Genomic DNA, 1,317 nt, shown 5'->3' with positions numbered 1-1,317 from the left:
CCGCAGTCCGGTGAGCGCGCGCCCTACCGCGGCAACACTGAGCGCCCGCAGCGTGATGGTGAGCGTCCTCCGTACCGCGGTAATTCCGAGCGTCCGCAGTCGGGCGAGCGTGCCCCGTACCGCGGCAATTCCGAGCGCCCCCAGGGCGACCGTGCTCCGTACCGTGGCAACTCCGAGCGTCCGCAGTCCGGTGAGCGCGCGCCCTACCGCGGCAACACTGAGCGCCCGCAGCGTGATGGTGAGCGTCCTCCGTACCGTGGCAACTCCGACCGTCCGCAGTCGGGCGAGCGCGCCCCGTACCGTGGCAACTCCGACCGTCCGCAGGGCGGCGCCGAGCGCAAGCCCTGGTCGAAAGACGCGCCCCGCACCGACCGCCCGCAGCGCGACGGCGAACGTCCCGCGTACCGCGGCAACTCCGATCGTCCCCAGACCGGCGAGCGCAAGCCGTGGTCGAAGGACGCACCGCGCACCGAGCGTCCGCAGTCGGGCGGCGACCGCAAGCCCTGGGCGAACGCGACCCAGCGCGGCGGTTCGGCCACCCGCGCCGGAGCACCGCGTGGCGACGCCGGCAAGAAGCTCTGGACCCGCGACGGCGCCCCCGCCCGCGGCGACCGCGATGCCCGCGCCGTCGAAGAGGAAATGACCGAAGAGCAGCGGATGCAGCGCGAGCTGCGTTCGGTGCGCCCGCGCCACGACGACCCCGAGCTCCCCGACGACATCTCGTCTGCCGACCTCGACCGGATCGCACGGAACGAACTCAAGACCCTGACCAAGGACAACGCCGAGGCCGTCGGCGCCCACCTCGCCATGGCCGCCCGGGTCATCGACGAAGACCCCGAGCTCGCCCACCGTCACGTGATGAGCGCCGCCCGCCGTGCCGGCCGCATCGCGGTCGTGCGGGAGAGCCTCGCGATCACCGCGTACGCCACGGGCGACTTCGCCCTTGCTCTGCGCGAACTGCGCACCTACCGCCGCATCTCCGGGTCCAACTCGCAGCTGCCGCTCATGGTCGACAGCGAACGCGGCGTCGGTCGCCCGGACCGCGCCCTCGAGCTCGGCCGTTCCGTCGACCGCTCCACCCTGCCCGCCGGCGTCCAGGTCGCCCTGGCGATCGCGATGTCCGGTGCCCGTCTCGACCTCGGGGAGACCGAGGCCGCCCTGGCCGAGCTCGACATCCCGCAGCTCGACCCGAAGACCGCGTTCTCCTACAGTGCCGAGCTGTTCTCCGCCTATGCCGAGGTGCTCGAGGAACTCGGCCGCACCGACGAGGCCGCGCAGTGGAATGAGCGCGCCGACCGCGCGGATGCCGCCCAGGCA

The 1,317-nt window shown here is 73.1% G+C and carries 1 protein-coding gene; it reads left to right on the top strand.

The features are described from left to right. The coding region (locus QN357_RS18965) for a hypothetical protein (protein WP_323505394.1) at positions 1–1,317 on the top strand (1,317 nt) is incomplete at both ends.

Source organism: Cryobacterium sp. RTC2.1 (assembly GCF_035018685.1).
GTDB classification, from domain to species: Bacteria; Actinomycetota; Actinomycetes; order Actinomycetales; family Microbacteriaceae; genus Cryobacterium; species Cryobacterium glucosi.
The sequence above is the reverse complement of the archived record's forward strand: the minus strand, read 5'-3'. Positions and strand labels throughout refer to the sequence as shown.